The 18,646-nt window shown below is 63.8% G+C and carries 13 protein-coding genes and 1 pseudogene; 9 read left to right on the forward strand and 5 right to left on the reverse strand.

The window, feature by feature from the left end:
• Positions 1-77: 77 nt before the first annotated feature.
• The 7 genes from moaA (at position 78) to ACY34H_RS25265 (ending at position 8,931) form a co-directional block, all read left to right on the forward strand.
• Positions 78-1,190, forward strand: coding sequence for a GTP 3',8-cyclase MoaA (gene moaA, locus ACY34H_RS25235; RefSeq protein ID WP_464980218.1), 1,113 nt, complete (start codon positions 78-80; stop codon positions 1,188-1,190).
• Between the two features lie 114 nt (positions 1,191-1,304).
• The gene (gene moeA, locus ACY34H_RS25240) at positions 1,305-3,179 is read left to right on the forward strand and encodes a molybdopterin molybdotransferase MoeA (protein WP_464980219.1); all 1,875 of its coding nucleotides are present in this window, start codon (positions 1,305-1,307) and stop codon (positions 3,177-3,179) included.
• 747 nt (positions 3,180-3,926) lie between these two features.
• Positions 3,927-5,489 carry a hypothetical protein gene (locus ACY34H_RS25245; RefSeq protein ID WP_464980220.1) on the forward strand — a complete coding sequence of 521 codons (1,563 nt, stop codon included), beginning with the start codon at positions 3,927-3,929 and terminating at the stop codon, positions 5,487-5,489.
• 510 nt (positions 5,490-5,999) lie between these two features.
• Entirely contained in the window at positions 6,000-6,287 is a 288-nt protein-coding gene (locus tag ACY34H_RS25250) for a hypothetical protein (protein WP_464980221.1), read from the forward strand.
• Between the two features lie 46 nt (positions 6,288-6,333).
• Positions 6,334-7,410 carry a DUF2515 family protein gene (locus tag ACY34H_RS25255; protein WP_464980222.1) on the forward strand — a complete coding sequence of 359 codons (1,077 nt, stop codon included), beginning with the start codon at positions 6,334-6,336 and terminating at the stop codon, positions 7,408-7,410.
• Between the two features lie 20 nt (positions 7,411-7,430).
• Positions 7,431-8,138, forward strand: a complete 708-nt coding sequence (locus tag ACY34H_RS25260) for a hypothetical protein (RefSeq protein ID WP_464980223.1) — start codon at positions 7,431-7,433, stop codon at positions 8,136-8,138.
• Positions 8,139-8,199: 61 nt separating this feature from the next.
• Positions 8,200-8,931, forward strand: a complete 732-nt coding sequence (locus ACY34H_RS25265) for a hypothetical protein (RefSeq protein WP_464980224.1) — start codon at positions 8,200-8,202, stop codon at positions 8,929-8,931.
• A 54-nt stretch (positions 8,932-8,985) separates the two neighbouring features.
• On the opposite strand, the pseudogene ACY34H_RS25270 reads toward ACY34H_RS25265, so the two are convergent.
• From ACY34H_RS25270 to ACY34H_RS25280, 3 genes and pseudogenes are all read right to left on the reverse strand, one after another.
• A pseudogene (locus ACY34H_RS25270) lies at positions 8,986-10,536 on the reverse strand (acyl CoA:acetate/3-ketoacid CoA transferase); the annotation flags it as partial.
• 17 nt (positions 10,537-10,553) lie between these two features.
• A complete protein-coding gene (locus tag ACY34H_RS25275; protein ID WP_464980225.1) occupies positions 10,554-11,834 on the reverse strand; it encodes a DNA recombination protein RmuC in 1,281 nt (426 codons plus the stop codon).
• Between the two features lie 107 nt (positions 11,835-11,941).
• Positions 11,942-12,340 (reverse strand): group II truncated hemoglobin, encoded by a 399-nt coding sequence (locus ACY34H_RS25280; protein WP_464980226.1) that lies wholly within the window; start codon positions 12,338-12,340, stop codon positions 11,942-11,944.
• A 114-nt stretch (positions 12,341-12,454) separates the two neighbouring features.
• Here ACY34H_RS25280 and ACY34H_RS25285 point away from each other — a divergent pair, with 114 nt between their 5' ends.
• Positions 12,455-13,729, forward strand: coding sequence for a sensor histidine kinase (locus tag ACY34H_RS25285; RefSeq protein ID WP_464980227.1), 1,275 nt, complete (start codon positions 12,455-12,457; stop codon positions 13,727-13,729).
• Positions 13,726-14,730: a response regulator gene (locus tag ACY34H_RS25290; RefSeq protein WP_464980228.1), complete on the forward strand. Its 1,005-nt coding sequence runs from the start codon at positions 13,726-13,728 to the stop codon at positions 14,728-14,730. The genes ACY34H_RS25285 and ACY34H_RS25290 overlap by 4 nt, the downstream gene beginning before the upstream one ends.
• Positions 14,731-14,755: 25 nt before the next feature.
• On the opposite strand, the gene ACY34H_RS25295 is transcribed toward ACY34H_RS25290, so the two are convergent.
• Both ACY34H_RS25295 and ACY34H_RS25300 read right to left on the reverse strand, forming a co-directional pair.
• Positions 14,756-17,266, reverse strand: coding sequence for an ABC transporter permease (locus ACY34H_RS25295; protein ID WP_464980229.1), 2,511 nt, complete (start codon positions 17,264-17,266; stop codon positions 14,756-14,758).
• Positions 17,267-17,365: 99 nt separating this feature from the next.
• A complete protein-coding gene (locus ACY34H_RS25300) occupies positions 17,366-18,379 on the reverse strand; it encodes an adenosine deaminase (protein WP_464980230.1) in 1,014 nt (337 codons plus the stop codon).
• Between the last annotated feature and the right edge of the window lie 267 nt (positions 18,380-18,646).

Here is an 18,646-nt window from a genome sequence, read left to right on the forward strand (position 1 = left end):
CACGGCTCAATCAAGGCTGCGCAGGTATTCATCCAACAAGCCAGCCAATCAGTGCCGTCCACTCCAGTAGTTTTGTCATGACCGAAAAGATCATCATCCTCGCCGACGGCCGCAGCCGGCCGCCGGCGATTCCGCCTGCCATCGAACCGCCGACCGGCGAAGTGCGCGACCGCCTGGCGCGGCCGCTGCGCGACCTGCGCATCTCCATCACGGACCGCTGCAACTTCCGCTGCGTGTATTGCATGCCGAAGGAAGTGTTCGACAAGGATTACCAGTACCTGCCCCATTCGTCGCTGCTGACGTTCGAGGAAATCACGCGCGTGGCGCGCCAGTTCGTTGCCCATGGTGTCGAAAAGATCCGGCTGACGGGCGGCGAGCCGCTGCTGCGCAAGAACATCGAGCGCCTGATCGAGATGCTGGCCGCGCTGCGCACCGTCGACGGCAAGCCGCTCGACCTGACGCTGACCACCAACGGTTCGCTGCTGGCGCGCAAGGCGAAAGCGCTGAAGGAAGCCGGCCTGCAGCGGGTAACCGTGTCGCTGGACGCACTCGACGATGCCACCTTCCGGGCAATGAACGACGTGGATTTCGCCGTCTCCGACGTGCTGGAAGGCATCGCAGCCGCCCACCAGGCCGGCCTGGGGCCGATCAAGGTCAACATGGTGGTGAAAGCCGGTACCAACGAACAGGAGCTCCTGCCGATGGCGCGGCACTTCCACGGCACGCCGCACATCCTGCGATTCATCGAATTCATGGACGTGGGCGCCTCCAACGGCTGGAACATGAAGGACGTGATTCCCTCCGCCGAGATCGTGCGCCGCATCGGCGCCGAACTGCCGCTGGTGCAGGTGGACCCGAACTACACCGGCGAGACGGCGGCACGCTGGCGCTATGCCGACGGCGGCGGCGAGATCGGCGTCATTTCCAGCGTCACGCAGGCGTTCTGCCGCGATTGCACGCGGGCGCGCCTGTCCACCGAAGGCAAGCTGTACACCTGCCTGTTCGCCACCCAGGGCCACGACCTGCGCGCGCTGCTGCGCGGCGGCCACAGCGACGAGGAACTGGCCGCCGCGGTCGGCGCGCTGTGGCAGGCGCGCGGCGACCGTTATTCGGAGCTGCGCACCATCAATACGGACGGCCTGTCGGGCAGCGGCGCGCGCAAGGTCGAGATGTCCTATATCGGTGGATGAATTCACGGAGGCGATTCGCGCGGGATCTCGTCGGCATCGAAGCATCCTCAACGGATGACTTCGTGGCGGCCGGATCTGCCATGCACATGCGCCGACTATTGACGGGGGAATGAATTGAGCGACAACAAGGTTAGCGGCCTGATCTTTGCGGGCGGCCGCGGCAGCCGCATGGGTAACGTGGACAAGGGTCTGCAACCGTTCCGGGGGGGCACCCTGGTGGCGCACGTGCTGCAGCGTTTCGCCCCGCAGGTGGCGGCGTTGACGATCAGCGCCAACCGCAGCCGCGAGTCGTATGCGGCGCTGGGCGCCCCGGTGCTGGCCGACGAGCTGGCCGGCTTCGCGGGCCCGCTGGCCGGCCTGCAGGCGGGCTTGCGCCATTGCGCCACGCCGCTGCTGGCCACGGTGCCGTGCGATTCGCCGTTCCTGCCGGAAGACCTGGTGCAGCGGCTGCGCGATGCCTTGCTGGCCCAGGATGCCGACCTGGCGCTGGCCGTGACGATGGAAGCGGACGACACCGGCGCTGCCCGCAAGCAGGCGCACCCGGTGTTCTCCCTGATGAAGACGGGCGTGCTGCCGCGCCTGGACGCCTTCCTGGCCGCCGGCGGGCGCAAGATGGATGGCTGGCACGACGGCCTGAAAGTGGCCGAAGTGCTGTTCACGGATGCCGCCGCGTTCCGCAACATCAATACGCGCGAAGAGCTGCAGGCCGAAGACCACGCCCAGCGTCTGGCCGATCTCACCGGCGATCTCGATCCAGGCGCGATGCCGGTACGGCGCGCGCGGCAAGTCATCGAGCAATTCGTGCGCCCGGTGCGCGGCGTCGAAAAGGTGGCGCTGCGCGCCGCGCTGGGCCGCGTGCTGGCCGAGGACGTGATCTCTCCGATCAGCGTGCCGGCGCACGACAATTCGGCGATGGACGGTTTTACGTTTGCCGGTGCCCAGCTGGCGGCGGATCATCCAACGCGGCTGAAGGTGATCGGCACCGATTTCGCAGGCCGCCCGTCCGGCCTGCGGCCCGGCCCGGGCCAGTGCCTGCGCATCATGACGGGCGCGGTGATGCCGGAAGGTTGCGACACAGTGCTGCCGCAGGAACATGCGGCCGGCTTCGAGGATGACTGCCTGACGATCGCGCCGCGCAGCGTGCGCCCCGGCGACAACCGCCGCCTGAAGGGCGAAGACCTGATGGCCGGCCGCCCGGCGCTGGCCGCGGGCAAGATCGTGCGCCCAGCGGACCTGGGCCTGATCGCGTCGCTCGGCATTGCCGAGGTGCCGGTACGGCGCCGGCTGCGCGTCGCGTTCTTTTCCACCGGCGACGAACTGCGCTCGGTCGGCGAACCGCTGGCCCAGGGTTGTGTGTACGACAGCAATCGCTACACGCTGTTCGGCATGCTCGCGCGCCTGGGTTGCGAACTGGTGGACATGGGCATCGTCAAGGATGATCCGGCCGCGCTCGAGGCGGCGCTGCGCGATGCCTGCCAGAGCGCGGATGCGATCGTCACTTCCGGCGGCGTGTCGGCCGGCGCCGCCGACTACACGCGCGACATCATGGCGCGACTGGGCGAGGTGGCGTTCTGGACCATCGGCATGCGCCCGGGCCGCCCGATGGCATTCGGCCGCATCGGCGCGGACGGCCACGAGTCCTACCTGTTCGGCCTGCCCGGCAACCCGGTGGCGGTGATGGTGTCGTTCTACTTCTTCGCCCGCCCTGCCCTGCTGCGGATGATGGGCGCCGAAGCGCCGGCCGACCTGCTGGTGCAGGCGCGTTCCGCCGAAGCCATCCGCAAGCGCCAGGGGCGCACCGAGTTCCAGCGCGGCATCCTGTCGATTGCCCCCGACGGCAGCCGCGAAGTGCGGATCACCGGCGCGCAGGGGTCCGGCATCCTGCGCTCGATGACGGAGGCGAACTGCATCGTGGTGTTGCCGGATGAGCAGGGCAATGTCGCGGCCGGAGATCTGGTGGAAGTGCTGATGTTCGAGGGGCTGGTGTAGGGCTGGCAGTATCAGCCCGCGGTTGCCCGCCGTCGCTCAGGCATGGCGGCAGCACTGGCGGGCACGTCGTACGGTCCGTAGCACAGGACCGTACCGTCGATCTGGTTCGTCCTTGAAAGATAAAGGTACCGGTGCCGGCAATCGCCGAACGCCTTGACGGCGGAGCATTCATCAGCCATTCCTGCCAGGCCAGCAGGCCTGTGGCCGACGGAACCAATTCCACGTACCTGCCGTTTTCAGGCTCCGGTAAGGACAGGCCAGCCTATCGGACATGAGCGGATGCTGCAAATGGCATAACGCCTCATGATCGGTTCGGTCGGCGCCCATGGCCTGAGAGCAATGCGATCCTGTGATGTGGAGCAAATCATATCCAGCCATATGCATTTCGAAAACGGCAGCAATACCGCCGCCAGCGCCAATCGCAACCGAAGCCTGCATAGCCGACCAGCTACCGGATACCCCCCTTCCTGCCGGTGACATCGCGTCATTCCTTACCCGTGTCGACATGCCATGTTCGACAGCCAATCCTCTTCCTCGCGCAATTTCTGGATGCCGACTCGACGCACTCGCGCCATGTCATGGCCACCGGGACGCTCGCCAGCGCCACATATGTCGAGAAGTTGGATTTCCGGCATTGATAGGCATTTGGCATCGTACCGGCCAATAATGCTAGAATGCAATTTTTGCAGCATTATGGAAACTTTACGCTGCAACCTCGCCCAGGCGATCAGCAACTGGAGAAAGAACATGCAACTCGATTCCAAGCCACGAACCCCACGCTCCGCATTGTCTGCCACACTGGTCACCCTGTTCGCTGGTTGCTGCCTGCTGCTGACTGCCTGTGGCGGTGGCGGTAGCGACAGTGGCGCAACTGGCGGTACTGGTAGCAGCGGTGGTACCGATGGCACCAGCAGTAGTGGTGGTGGCACCGGTGGTACCGGTGGTACAGGCGGCTCTGGTAGCAGTAGTGGACCCGATGGCACTATTGGTAACGGCGGTGCTGGCAGCACTGGCGGCACCGGCGGCAGTGGTAGCGGAGGAACTGGCGTCGAGGGCAGTGGTAATGGTGGTGGTGGTGGAGTAGTCCCGGATACTACTGTCGTTACATCGGGCACGGCTGCCATGGGTGCACCGATAATCGGTGGCAAAGTGGTGCTGAAATGCGCATCCGGCGCAAATGCTTCAGCAACAACTGGCCTGGATGGTGCGTGGAACGTCTCGCTCAAGCCCGCCGACTATCCTTGCGCGGTGCGCGTTTCCGGAGGTACTGCCAACGGTACAGCTATCGCTTCGCCACTCCATTCGGTTGTCCTGGCATCCGGCACGACCAATGTCACGCCACTGACGGACCTGATCGCGGCAATCGTCGGTGGACAATCTCCCGCAACGTGGTATGACAACGCAAGAAGCAGCGACCTGGGCGCCGCCATCAGTGCGACAGGTCTGTCAACGGCATTGGACAAGTTGAAAACGGCTCTGGCGACGTTGCCTGGCAAGCCCGCTATCCCGAGCGGTTTCAATCCGCTGACCTCGAAATTCAGCGCGCAGAAGGGTGATGCCGGTGATGATTTGCTGGAGACATTCGGTTCCGCCTTGCAGACGGCCGGCTTGACCCAGACTGATGCCGCCGCACATACAGCGACCGGGCATGCCTTGACACGCAAAGCCGTTTCCCTGTCGGTCCATACCATACCAAACTCGACATCCGCATTCGGTTTCCGTGGAGTTGCATCGGCCAACCTGGACGGGACAACCGTGCTGTCCATACCGGATCCGAAACGCGGCGCTTTCACCGTCAAGGCACAGTCAGTGGATGCAGAAGGCAACATTACGGCACTTGTTGCTGGCAGCACCGTTACCGGATCCGTCAGCCTGCTCGGCAACCGCATTGGTCAACTGTGTACGGCAGGCGCTGGTGCATTCAGCAAGACTCAACACAGCCAGTATGTATATGCTTCGGACGAGCTGAGCGAGGTAACCGACCCCAGCGTCTTGAAAGGCATTACCTTTGATGACTATGAGGACTGCAAGAAGACCGGCACCTTTGTCATCAATGCCAGTGGCGAAGGCATCTATACGGAAACTGGTGAAACGCCAGATACTCCCGACACGAACTTCATGGCAGCCTTCACTTCACAGGGACTGGAGCAAACAGAGAACGGTGTGACGACTGTTACGCGCACCAAGGCCTATCAATACACGGCAGGCGGAAAAACGAGGTATGTCTATCTGGGCGTCAGCAATGTCAAGGACAGCACGTCATCGGACTTCAATGATTCGACCTACGTGACGATGGGCCTGTCGCAGTAGCGTGCACCCGGACGTTGTATGCGCAGGGTTGCATGCAGGGGTGACAAAGTCGCCTCCCCTGCATGCTCTTTTGCTGCAGGCAACGCGCTGAAGTTTTCTCGCATCTCTCAGTCGGGCCAAGGAAAGAGGCCGCACTCAGCGATGACGCGGGCACCTTCAATAGTTGCGATGACGCAATAGTCATCGGGCTCTCCATGCCTACACTGGCATTCTTGCGTTACGACAACGAAAGAATGCCATGCTTACTCGCTACCTCATCACTCTTGGAGCCGGCACCACCGCCGGCGGCAAGGTCACCTCAGCCAGCACTTGCCGGTCCATCAACGGCGCAGGGTCGCCTGCGAAGGCGACAAGGTCGCCTGCCCCGCCTGTTCTTCCATCGGTCTCATCGCGCTGAATGGCCCCCGCCTTTCTCAGTCGGACAATGGTAAGCAGGTCGCCCTCAGCGATGACCTGTGCATCTGCAAATGCCCTTCACCGCCCCGGCTGGTCGCGAGCCAGGACTTTGTCATGCAGACGATCGATTCGATATGGCACGCCGAACAGTCGGCCGCCGTCGCTGGTATCGCGGAGAAGCTGAATGCCGAGCCGGACGACGCCGCCAATTCCGGCGGCATTGCGCTGTTATTGCTGAATCCGGATACCAACGAACCCTTCCGGCATCGCCCTTACCGGCTGGAACTCACCGACAAGGTCATCGAGGGAACCACGGATCAGCATGGCGCTACCCGGCGGCTGACGGCGGCGGAACGCGAGGCGGTGCTGACCTGGCATGTCGGCAACGCAGCCGCAGCCTGACCTGCCCGCGCCGTTCGAACCAGCCAGCCATCCGAGGAGCGTTTCCATGCCTGCACTGTACGTACCTGGCAAGCCCAATGCATATTTCCCGCTGCACAAATACCACTGCGTTCCCATCGATCGGAATATCAAGCCGATCGAAGAATGCAGGGTGCATCACTACGTCGGATCGACAAACCAGCTGGCGAAAGGGATCGCGGTCCACCTGCTGACGCCGGAGCATTTGTGGGCGACGTTCCAGGCGGAAGCCGAGGATTTGCTGAAGGTGGACGGCAAGTGGATCGAGGACGACAAGGAGCGGAACAAGCGCATCAACGCCGCTTACGCAAAACTTTGGCTGGCGGACAACCGGTTCCAGTGGGCCGGGCTTGCAGCGTTTGCTTCGAAGCAGGTGGGGTGCGGTCTGTTGCACTCCGGTGAACTGATCGAGAAATCGCGTCGTGAGCGTGAGCGGATCCAGCGGTCATTCGGCGCGGCAGGAGTGTCTGGCGTTGAGTATGCAACGATCATGCAGATGGGAACGGAGGTGGGGGCCCACAAAATGTACAAGCGGCTCGGCTTTGGAAACAAGCACCTTTTCCTGGATATTTACCCGCTGCACCGTTTTTATATGGAGCGGGGGTGGAAGGAATTCTATACGTTCCTGGAGAACAGGCAAAGCAGGAAATACTCGGTTCATTGGGAAATAGACCGTGAAGTCTTGCCTTTTGGAGTTCCATTTGGCGAAATAAGAGATGGCTTTCGTCAGATCGAAAATGGCAATCCTCATGAAGGAGTTAAATTTCTTGCCCGCCACGAGCAGGCCAACATTCTCCAAACAATCATGTACAACGAAAAGATGATGCAGGGTCTTCTGGCTGTAAATCAGTTTGCTTGGGCCACGGGCTTTCCCACCGGAAGTTATCTTGATATCCAACTTACCCTATCGGCACAATGCAAAGCAAAAACCGGCATGTCATCCTGGTTTAGCCGACAGAAGTTCGCAAAATTATGGGATATCGCCGAACGCATGCAGTTTGTATTACACGCCGCTGAGCAATTCGACAGACTGCTACACGGACCCAAACGGAGTGACGTAGAAGCTTCAATCCGCAGAATTGCTGCTGGAGGAGGAGTGACATGACGGTTCGAAGAGGCGGCCGCATGGCGCTGATTTTCCTTACCAGTGCGGCAGCAGGTTGGCACTACTACCCTCCAACACCCACTGTTCTCTCGTTGCGGATAACTGATACATTCGAAGAAGTCGTCAGAAACTCCACTTATCCAGTAATGGAAAATTCGGTCGTTCCAACACACACCTACCTGAAGTCGGGTGAAACATTTGTGACCGAGCCCGCAGCCGTACTACTTTTTGATGATCCAATGCACGGGTTCACGCTACCACCAACGCGATTTGCCATGGTCAGCTACGACCGCAATCACGTCTCTACAGTTACAACATCGCCCATGCTGCATAAACTTCCTTTTGATGATGCAGTAGGTGTTCTGGAAGACCTGCAGAACCAATTCAAGGCAGGAGGCTGGGAACCATGGGCTGCGGATGGCAGTGTCTGGTTTGATTTAAGCCATGAAGGCAGGAATAAGCTCTATAAGCGAATGTTCGAACCGGGCTATATGCAAACCGCCACATTACGTATTCCCCAAAAATATGGCATGATATTCCGCCTCAAGTGCGCAGAGGGATGCTGGACTCTGGAACCTCCGTATCGGTTTTTAATAGATATCAGCATCAGCGATGATCTCGCTGGATGGGAACCGGGGGCCCCTATGGTATGGGATCAATCACACCCCGCTGCCAAGGTACCTGGACCGGTGACAATGCCGCCGCCCATCGAGAACGGAAAGCCATAGCCGTGACACAGCCGGCTATCGAAGCATCGCTTCGTGCCATTGCCGCTGGTGGAGGAGTCTCATGAGGCCCAGCACGATTCGTCGCGCCGCGCTGGCAACCGTCGTGGTCGCCATAGCCTGGTGGCTGATGCACAGTCCACAGCCAACTGTGCTGTCGTTCCGCGTCACGCAAACGTTCGAAGAAGTGGTTCGAAACTCCACTTACCCGGTGATCGAAAACTCCGTGGTGCCTACTCATACCTATCAACAGTCCGGCGAAACGTTTGTAGAGGGAGCTACCGTCATTCTGCGGTTCGACGACCCGAAGCACGGATTTACCCTTCCGCCAACAAATTTCGCGATGATTGGGTACGATCGGAATCACGTCTCCACCATGGCCACATCGCCGATGCTGGAAAAAGTACCTTTTGACGAGGCAGTGGAGATTCTGGAAAACCTGCAAAACCAGTTCAAGGCCGGCGGTTGGGAACCGTGGGAAGTGGATGGAAGCACATGGTTCGACCTGAGCCCGGAAGGGAAGAAGAGACTCTATCTTCGGATGTTCGAACCAGGGTACATGCAGACCGCTTCGCTGCGCGTTCCCACGAAATACGGCATGACGTTTCGTCTCAAGTGCGCGGAGGGCTGCTGGACACGCGAGCCTCCTTACAAATTCCTGGTCGATGTCGGCGTTGGCCGCGATACGGAAGGATGGGAACCAGGCGATCCGATGGTGTGGGACAAATCGCATCCTGCCGCGCAGGTAACGGAAGCGGCCGCAACGCCAAAACCCATCGATAACGAAAAGCCTTAGCCACTGCAACGGTAGTCGGGATGAGTCCGCGCCTCGCATCGCTCAGCGTCAGCCCCCCATCGCCCCCTCGCCGAACAGCCGCGCATCCATCTTCTTCACCTCCGCCGCGATGCGCGGCACGAAATCCATCCGCGCCAGGATATCGCGCTCGATATCGATCCCCGGCGCGACCTCGACGAGTTCCAGCCCCTGCGGCGTGAGGCGGAACACGCAACGTTCGGTGACGAACAGCGCTTCCTGCCCCCGCTCCAGGGCCACGGCACCGCTATAGGTGCGGTGCTCGACCTCGTGCACGAACTTGTGCGATTCGCCTTCGCGCACGATGCGCAGGGCGCCGTCGCCGATCGCCACTTCCAGCGTGCCGGCGGTAAACGTGCCGATGAACACCACCTTGCGGGCGCTCTGGCTGATGTTGATGAAGCCGCCGGCGCCAGCCAGCTTGCGGCCGAATTTGCTGACGTTCAGGTTGCCCTGCCGGTCGGCCTGGGCGAGGCCGAGGATTGCCACGTCGAGACCGCCGCCATCGTAGAAGTCGAACTGGTAGGGCTGGTCGATGACGGCATCGGCGTTGACGGTGGCGCCGAAGTCGAGGCCGCCGGCCGGCATGCCGCCGATCACGCCCGGTTCGGCGGTGAGCGTGAAACGGTCCAGCATGCCTTCCTCGGCGGCCACCGCCGCCACGCCTTCCGGCATGCCGATGCCGAGGTTGACCACGTCGCCATCGGCCAGTTCCAGCAGCGCGCGGCGGGCGATCACCTTGCGGGCGGACAGCGGCATCGGTGCGTAGCCGTCGAGCGGCACGCGCAGTTCGCCGGCGAACGCGGCATCGTACGGCGTGCCGAAGGTTTGCATGTGATATTCGGGTTTCTCGGCAATAACGACGCAATCGACGAGGATGCCGGGAATACGCACCTGGCGCGGCGGCAGCGTACCGCTGGCAGCCAGCCGTTCCACCTGCACGATGACGATGCCGCCGCTGTTGTGCGCGGCCATCGCGATCGCCAGCGCTTCCAGCGTGAGCGCTTCGCGCTCCATCGTCACGTTGCCGGCGGCATCGGCCGTGGTGCCGCGGATGATTGCCACGTTCACCGGGATCGCCTTGTAGAACAGCCACTCCCGGCCGCCGATCGTGGTCAGTTCGACCAGGTTGTCGACCGTGCGGCTGTTGATCTTGCCGCCGCCGTGGCGCGGATCGACGAAGGTGCCCAGGCCGACGTGCGTCAGCAGGCCGGGCTTGCCGGCCGCGGTGTCGCGGAACAGCTGGCTGATCACGCCCTGCGGCAGGTTCCAGGCTTCGATGCGGTTCTCGATGGCGAGGTGCTGCAGTTTCGGCACCAGGGCCCAGTGGCCGCCGATGACCCGCTTGACCAGGCCTTCATGGCCGAAATGGTTCAGGCCGCGCTCGCCGCCATCGCCCTGGCCGGCCGCATAAAGCAGCGTGAGGTCGCGCGGAACGCCCTGGGAAGTGAAGCGCCGCTCGAGGGCAACGGCGATATTCTCCGCGAAGCCCACGCCGACGAAGCCGCCGGTGGCGACCGTATCGCCATCGCGGATCCTGCCAACCGCCTCCTGGGCACTGACGACCTTGTTGCGATGGGACGGCATGGCAGCCTCCTGCAAGTCTAATTGTCGTGGGAATTCAATTGATCCAACCCGTCATCCAACCCGGTTGCCACCTGCCGGCCCAGCAGCAGCTCCGCCGCCTCGGCCGGCAGTGCCTCGACGGATTTCAGTTTCCTCGCCATCTGGCGGCTGCGTACTTCGGCCGATTCGATGTTCTTTGCCGCCCGCTCCAGCGTGGTCTTCGTGGCGGCCAGCACGTCGCCGAACTTGCCGAATTCCGTCTTCACCGCGCCCAGCACCTGCCACACTTCGGACGAGCGCTTCTCCAGCGCCAGCGTCCTGAAGCCCATCTGCAGGCTGTTCAGCAGCGCGGTCAGCGTGGACGGCCCGGCGATGCTGATGCGGTTCACGCGCTGCAGCTCGTCCGCCAGGCCGGGGCGCCGCATCACCTCCGCGTACAGCCCCTCGGTCGGCAGGAACAGGATGGCGAAATCGGTCGTCTGCGGCGGGCATACGTATTTGTCGGCGATGGTTTTCGCTTCGCTGCGCACCGCCCGTTCCAGCTCCCGGCCCGCCAGCGCCACGCCATCGGCATCGGCGCGCTCCGCCGCATCCAGCAGGCGTTCATACTGCTCCTTCGGGAACTTGGCGTCGATCGGCATCCATACCGGCGCCCCGCCCTCTTTCTGGCCCGGCAGTTTCAGCGCGAATTCCACGCGCGCATTGGTGCCGGCCACCGTTTCGACATTTTTAGCATATTGGTCCGGAGTCAGCACTTGTTCGAGCAGCATTTCGAGCTGCACTTCACCCCACGTGCCACGCGTTTTCACATTGGTGAGCACGCGCTTCAGGTCGCCCACGCCCAGCGCCAGCTGCTGCATCTCGCCCAGGCCCTGGTGCACCCGTTCGAGCCGGTCCGACACCTGGCGGAACGATTCGGTGAGCCGGGATTCCAGTGTGGCATGCAGCTTTTCGTCGACGGTCTGGCGCATTTCCTCCAGCCGCGCGCCGTTATCGGCCTGCAGGTCGCGGATGCGCGTTTCCAGCGTCGCGCGCACTTCGGCCATGCGGCGCGCGTTCGACTCGGTCAGTACCTCGATCTGGCGGCGCATGCCGTCCAGCTGCTGGACGGTGGCGGCATGGGCCTGGGCCAGCGTGTGGCTCATTTCCTGCCGCTGCGCCTGGGCGGTGGCCTGCAACTGCATGCGCACCTCGCGCTCGACCCGTTCCAGCCGCTCGCCGATGTCGCCGGCGCCCTTGTTGCCATTGCCGCGCAACAGGAGGACGACCTGCAACGCGAGGATTGCGATGGCGAGCGCCAGCAATGCGTAGATTTCCATGATGTAGCTTGCCTGGTTCGGTCGGCGTGCGTCGGTCGGCCGGTTGGTTGGCGGGGTTGGTGGGCGGCTTGGTCGGCGGGTTCAGTCCGCGGGTTCAGTCCGCGGGTTCAGTCCGCTTTATTGCGCATCCAGTCGGCCGTCTGGTAGAACGACTCCATCAGCCGCAGGCGCAGGTCCTCGGCGATGCACACGTCTTCCATGGCCCACGCCATCGCGCGCAGCCACTGGTCGCGCTCGCTGCTGCCGACCGGGAACGGCAGATGCCGGGCGCGCAGCCGCGGGTGGCCGAACTGTTCCTGGTACAGGTCCGGGCCGCCCATCCAGCCGGTCAGGAACCAGTACAGCTTGTCGCGCGAACCTTCCGTGGAGGGCGGATGCATGGCGCGGATGCCGGCGAATTCCGGCTCCAGTTCCATCAGATCATAAAAGCGATCGACCATCTCGCGGAGCTTTTCCGCGCCGCCGATGACTTCAAAAAGAGTGCGTGATTCAGTCATGAATGACATGATAGCGCACTGCACGTAAGCTGATTGATCCAAATCAATCTGGCATGCGATACCGCTCAACATGGCTGGGTTTGGTAGGAAGATGGTTGCTTGTTTCGAGCCATTCACACAGCCATGCGTCACGATGCAATCGAACGCGCGGCCGGCGGCTTCATCGGCCGGCTGGCGCGACGCCACCGCGGCGGCGAGCGTGCGGCCATCCAGGCCTTCGTCCTGGGCTGGCTCAGCGTCATCCTCCACCCCCTCTACTACGTGATGTTCACGTGGGTCTTTCCACAGCCATACGAAAGCTTCACGCTGCGGCTGCTGGGCACGGCGGTGGGCGCGGCCGGCATCGCCGCCGCGCGCTACCGCACCCGCTGGTGCCAGCTGTACGTGCCGGTCGCGCTCACGTTCGTGCTGCCCTTCTTCGGCGCCTACATGTTCATGATGAACGGCGCGTCGGGCGCCTGGGCGCAATGCCTGACGGTGATGATCGTGGGGCTGTTCCACTTTCCCACCGCGCTGGCGCTGCGCTGCTACGCGGGCGGCATCGCGCTGGCATGCCTGGGCGCGGCACTGCAAGGCCAGGCGGACATGATCCAGTCCCGGCAGGTACTGGCACAGTTGCCGGTACATGCCTTGGTGGTGCTGCTGCTGGGTCTGGCGCGCTTCTCCCGCGTCGCGCTGGAGCAGGAAAAAATGGCGGGGCTGGGCGAGGGGCTGGGCGCCGTGGCACACGAGATGCGCACGCCGCTGGCCAGCATGGAAGCCAACGTGCGCGGCCTGACGCGGATGCTGCAGGCGCTGCCCGCCGGCCAGCCGGACGAGCTGCGCCATGCGCTGGGCCGCGTGCAGTACGAAGTGCGCCACATGAACCACCTGATCGACCTGTTCCTGCTGTCGGCCAATGCCGTGCGGCGCCGCCATGAACCGTTCGAAACGGTGTCGATGGCCGATGCGGTGCAGTCCGTGCTGCGCCGCTACCCGTTCACCAGCCTGGAACAGAGCGAGACCGTAACGGTGGAAGTGCGCGGCAATTTCCGCTTTGCCGGCCAGCACGAGCTGACGGTCGTCATCCTCCTCAACCTGCTGCGCAACGCGCTCAAAGCGATCCACCGGGCCGGCAAGGGCCGCGTGCGCATCGTCGTCGAGGGCAACCGCAGGGCTCCCCGGCTGCTGTTCATCGACACGGCCTGCGGCATCGCGGCACGCCGCCTGCCGCTGATCTTCCAGCGCTTCTACGCCTACCCGGCGCACAACGGCACCGGTATCGGGCTGGCGCTGTGCCGGCAGATCATGCGCGCATGGCATGCCGATATCCGCTGCGTGTCGCGCGAGCATGCCTACTCGATCTTCGTGCTGGAGTTTCCGGTCCAGCGCAGCACTCCGCCATCAGGTGCCCCATGAGACTTCCGATCCTTTCCCATCCGACCACGGTCGTGCTGGTGGACGACAGCGACTCGTTCCTGAAAAGCCTGTCGTTCCAGCTCGACCCGCTGTTGCCGAGCAAGACCTTTCACGATACTGCGGTGGCGCTGGACTGGTTCGCGCGCAGCACCCGCCGCGAAGACCTGCCGCTGCACGTGGATTTCGACAGCCTGAACCAGTCGCCCGACCAGCCCAACGTGGCGGTCGACATGCGCCGCATCCACCGGGTATGCGAGCAGCCGCTGCGCTTCACGATTCCCTCGGTGCTGGTGGTCGATTATTCGATGCCGCAGATGAATGGCGTGGAATTCTGCGAGGCGCTGCAGCACCTGCCGACGAAGAAGATCCTGTTTACCGGCGCGGCGGACGAGAAGATCGCGGTGGATGCGTTCAATCGCGGCCTGATCGACCGCTACATCAAGAAAAGCGACGACGACGCGCTCGACCGGCTGGAGGCTGAAATCGGCAACATGCAGCGCGCCTTCTTCCTCGACTACGCGCAAACGCTGGCCGACATGCTGGCCCTGCACGACTACAGTTTCCTGCGCTGCCAGGCCATGGCCGCGGTGGTACAGGAGCAGTACCGCCAGCATGGCTTCGTCGAACATTACCTTTATCCGGGCCCGGCCGGCATCCTGTTCTTCGACCGCTACGGCCGCGCCAAGCTGATGGTCGTCGAAACGGAACAGGGCATGTGCGCCCAGTACGAAGTGGCGCGCGACAACGATGCGCCGCACTCGCTGCTGCTGGCGCTGTCCGAACGGCGCGTGCTGCCGTTCTTTCCGCCCGGCGACGGCATGTATTCCACCGAAGCGGGCGACGAGTGGCACCGCCACTGCCGCGCGCCGCAAGTGTGCCTGGGCCGCGAAAAGTATTACTGGGCGCTGTTCGATTTTCCCGAGCATTACCTGGCCGCACCGCCGGCACCGTTCGAGCAGTTCCTGAATGCGCGGCAGGCCAGCGCCTACCTGGCGGCCTAGCCGCTTGCCTGGTGTCGGCCGGCGCTCAGGCTTCCCGCAGCGTCTGCAGCGGCGGCTGCCGCAACACGTTGCGCAGCCCCAGCCAGCCGCCCAGCGCGGCGCAGACGGCGCCCACCGCCACCCCGGCCAGCCACGCGGTGGGGCTGAACACCCAGTCGAACTTGAACTGGTAGGTTGCCAGGCCCCAGCCCATTGCCGCGGCGCCGGTGGCGGCCAGCAGCCCGGCCAGCGAGCCCACCAGCAGGAATTCGATCATCTGCGCGCGGGAGAGCTGGCGGCGGGTGGCGCCCAGGGCGCGCAGCAGGCCCGATTCGCGGGTGCGTTCATCCTGCGAACCCATCAGCGCCGCATACAGCACCAGCAGGCCGGAAGCGAGCGTGAAGCCGAACAGGAATTCCACCGCCTGGATCACCTGGTCGAGCACCGACTGGATCTGGCGCAGCACGCCGCCCACGTCCACCACGGTCAGGTTCGGATAGTCGCGCGACAGCTGGGTGCCCAGCGCGGTGGCTTGCTTCGGCAGGTGGAACGACGTGATCCATGTCTGCGGCGTTTCGGCCATCGCGCGCGGATTGATGATGACGAAGAAGTTCACCCGCATCGAGCCCCATTCGAGCTTGCGCAGGCTGGTGATCTTCGCTTCCACGGGCGAGCCGGCGATATCGAAGCGCATCGTGTCGCCCAGCTTCAGCCCCAGCGTTTTCGCCAGCCCTTCCTCGACGGATGCCTCGGCGCTGCCGGGCGCGTCGCTGAACCATGTGCCGGCGGTCAGCCGGTTCTGCGACGGCAGCTCGCTCATCGTCGACAGGTTGAATTCGCGCTCGGCCAGGTTGCGCGCCCGGCCTTCCGGATACGTGGCCGGCGTGATCGGCTTGCCGTTGACGGCGGTCAGGCGGCCGCGGATCATCGGATACAGCGGTGCTTCCAGGGCGCCGCCGGCGCGCAGCTTGCCGGCGATCTCGTCCTTCTGGTCCGGCTGGATGTTGATGATGAAGTGGTTCGGCGCATCCGGCGGCGTGGCACTGCGCCAGGAAGTCATCAGGTCGTCGCGCACGATCGTCAGCACCAGCAGCGCCATCAGGCCCAGCGCCAGCGACACCACCTGCACCACGGTGGCGCCCGGGCGCCGCTGCAGCGACGTGACGGCGAAGCGCCATGCCGGATGCCGCAACGACGTACGCAGCGACTTCAATGCCGCCAGGCCGCCGTAGCCGGCCAGCGCGAATACGCCGAACGCGCCGACGAAACCGAGCGCCGTATACAGTGCCAGCTTCAGGTCGCCGGCCTGCCACAGCAGCAGCACGACGAAGGCGGCAAGGCCGAGCCCGTAGGTGGCCAGCGCCATCGGCTGCGGCGGCGCCTGCTCGCGGCGGATCACGCGGTTGTGCGGCACGTTGCGCAGTTGCAGGATCGGCGGCAGCGCGAAGCCGGCCAGCAGCAGCATGCCGGTGGCCAGCCCCTGCAGGGCGGGCATGATCGAGACGGGCGGCAGATCGGCCTGCACCAGGCGGCCCAGCAGCTCGAGCAGCACGAAGTGGCTACCGAAGCCGACCAGCACGCCGATCACGCTGCCGGCCAGGCCCACCAGCAGGAATTCGATCAGGTAGATCGCCGTGACCTGATTCTGGGTCAGCCCCAGGCAGCGCAGCATCGCGCACGCATCGAGGTGGCGCAGCATGAAGCGGCGCGCCGCCATCGCCACCGCCACGGCGGCCAGCATCGCCGACAGCAGGCCGACCAGCGACAGGAAGCGGTCGGCCCGCTCCAGCGTCTCGCGCATTTCCGGGCGGCCTTCTTCCAGCGTGTCGATGCGGATGTTGCGTGCCTTGCCGGCATCGATCTCGCCGCGCAGCCAGTCGTTGAATTCCCTGACGGCGGCCCGCCCGTCCGGCCCCTGCCCCGCCGCCAGCAGGCGGTAGGTGACGCGCGAGCCGGTTTGCACCAGGTTGGTTTTCGCCAGCTCGTCGTGCCGCAGCATCACGCGCGGCGCGAAGTTGATGAAGCCGGTACCGCGGTCCGGCTCCGCGGCGATCAGCTGCGCGATGCGGAACGTGGCATCGCCCAGCCGCACGTTGTCGCCGATACGCGCATCCAGCGCGCGCAGCACGGCCACGTCGACCCACACGGTGCCCGGCGCGGGAATGTCGGGCGCCGGGGTGCCCACGTTCTCGTTCGCCTGGTCCGGATCGGTCGTCACCTTGACACGGCCGCGCAGCGGATAGCCGGCGCCGACCGCCTTCAGCGATGCCAGTACCGACTGCGCGGCGTCGCCCTCGCCGGCCTGCGCCATGCTGGGGAATACAGCCGTGTCGGCCAGCAGCAGGCCGCGGCGCGTGGCTTCACTGCGCCAGCTCGCGGCAAGCTGCTGGTCGCCGGCGATCACGAGGTCCGCACCGAGCAGCTGGTGGGCATCGCGGTTCAGGCCGGCGCGCAGCCGGTCGATGAAGAAGCCGGCCGACGACAGCGCGGCCACGGCAACGATCAGCGCGACCAGCAGGAAGCGCAGCTGGCCCGCGCGCCAGTCGCGCGCGGTCATGCGGAGGGCTTGAAGGAACATGATGTGTAGGTGGCTAGAATCCGAACCGCATGAGGACCGGTGCCGGACACATCCTGGTGCCGAGACCGGTTTCGATAATCAAACGACGTCGAAGGCCGCGAAATACGCGTCCACTTCGTCGAGGAACTTCTGCTTTTGCGCGGCCGGCAGGAACGAGGCGGCAAAGCCGTTCTTCGCCAGCTCGTGCGCATGCTGCAGCCCCAGCGGCAGCGAGTCGAACGCGGCCAGGAAGTTCTCGTTCAGGTAGCCGCCGAAGTAAGCCGGATCGTCCGAATTGATGGTGACGACCAGGCCGGCGTCGAGCAGGGTCAGCAGGTTGTGTTCGCCCATGTTGTCGAACACGCGCAGCTTGATGTTCGACAGCGGGCACACCGTCAGGGCCATTTTCTCGGCGGCCAGGCGGCGCGTCAGCGCGGCATCTTCCAGGCAGCGCACGCCGTGGTCGATGCGTTCGACGTGCAGCACGTCCAGCGCCGACCAGATGTATTCCGGCGGGCCTTCCTCGCCCGCATGCGCGACCAGGTGCAGGCCCAGTTCGCGGGCGCGCGCGAACACGCGCGCGAATTTTTCCGGCGGATGGCCGACCTCGGACGAATCGAGGCCCACGCCGATGAACTTGTCGCGGTACGGCAGCGCAGCCTCCAGCGTGGCGAGCGCGTCTTCTTCGGACAGGTGGCGCAGGAAGCACAGGATCAGCGTGGCGGACACCTCGCTGTCGGCGCACGCGCGATGGATGCCGTCGATTACGTCGCCGATCGGCACGCCGCGCGCGGTGTGCGTTTGCGGATCGAAGAAAATCTCGGTATGGCGCACGTGGTCGGCTTTCGCACGCTCCAGGTAGGCGGCCGTCATGTCGTAGAAATCCTGTTCCTTCAACAGCACGCTGGCGCCGGCATAGTAAATGTCCAGGAACGATTGCAGGTCCTGGAATGCATAGGCCGCGCGCAATGCGTCGACGGACGGATAAGCGAGCTGCACGCCATTGCGTTGCGCAAGCGCGAAAATCAGTTCCGGTTCCAGCGAACCCTCGATGTGGATGTGCAGTTCGGCTTTCGGCATGTTCTGCACGATATGGCGGATTTGAGTATTCATTACGGTCCTTTGTTCGCTGATAAGCCGCATCTTATCGCAAGATGAAATGTTTTTTCAGCTCCTGCTCTGGCGCACGGTTTACATGGTGTTCAGCACAGCTTGATCAACCATGCTACTGTGATGCAAAGCATGACGAAATTGGCAACAAAGCTGTGAGTGGCATCAAGCGTGCGCGTGTTTTCCCTTGTGAATCAGGGCTTTACCGATGAGATTTAGGATGTTGGATAATATTTTGACTTCCCTCACCATTAGCGCAATAATCGATTC

This window comes from Pseudoduganella sp. jia 9 (assembly GCF_055502615.1).